The organism is Microbacterium sp. CCH5-D1, from assembly GCF_001557335.1.
Classification (GTDB): domain Bacteria; phylum Actinomycetota; class Actinomycetes; order Actinomycetales; family Microbacteriaceae; genus Microbacterium; species Microbacterium oxydans.
Map to the genome: position 1 here is coordinate 1 of NZ_LSJW01000164.1, position 810 is coordinate 810.

Annotated in this window: 1 protein-coding gene; it reads left to right on the forward strand. The window is 70.4% G+C overall.

The genetic code is table 11. The features are described 5' to 3' along the window. Nucleotides 1-10 precede the first annotated feature (10 nt). Nucleotides 11-810 (forward strand): S8 family serine peptidase (locus tag AX744_RS10010; RefSeq protein ID WP_231728782.1); only part of this gene is annotated, 800 nt, incomplete at its 3' end.

Below are 810 nucleotides of genomic sequence, written 5' to 3' on the forward strand. Positions count from 1 at the left end.
CGCAGCGTCCGTGCTGCTCATCGGGGCCACGGCCACCCCGCCACCGGTCCCGGACGACCCGGCCGACCCGGTCCGGGCCTCGGAGTACTGGCTCGACGGCGCGCGTATCCGCGAAGCGTGGCAGACCACACGTGGCGAGGGCGTGACGATCGCCGTGATCGACACGGGTATCGCCAAGGTGCCCTCCGTCTTCGGCGACGCCGTGGTCGGCGGAACCGACGTATCGGGAACCGGAACGCCGGATGGCCGCACCCCTCTGGGTGCCGTCGACGGCAATCACGGATCCTGGGTGGCGTCGCTCGCGGCCGGACGAGGCGCTCCCGACGGCACTGGGATGATCGGCGTCGCTCCGGAGGCGAACCTGCTCTCGATCTCCGTCGGATTCGGCGCCGCCGCGGCCGTGCCGTTCACGGAGCAGGTCGCGAAGGGCATGAAGTGGGCCGTCGACAACGGCGCCGACATCATCAACCTCTCCTTCACCACGAACACGCTCGATTGGGATGAGAGCTGGGATGAGGCATTCCTCTACGCGTTCCAGCACGACGTCGTGGTGGTCGTCGCGGCGGGGAACAGGGGGAGCGGCACGAACATCATCGGTGCTCCCGCGACCATCCCCGGGGTGCTGACGGTCGGCGGCGTCGACCAGACCGGCACGGCCAGCATCGAGGCCTCGACACAGGGCATCACGATCGGCATCTCCGCGCCCAGCGAAGGACTCATCGGAGTCTCCGCCGACGGGACCGTCACGCCGTGGCGCGGCACGAGCGGCGCAGCCCCGATCGTCGCAGGGGTCGCTGCCCTGATCCGCTC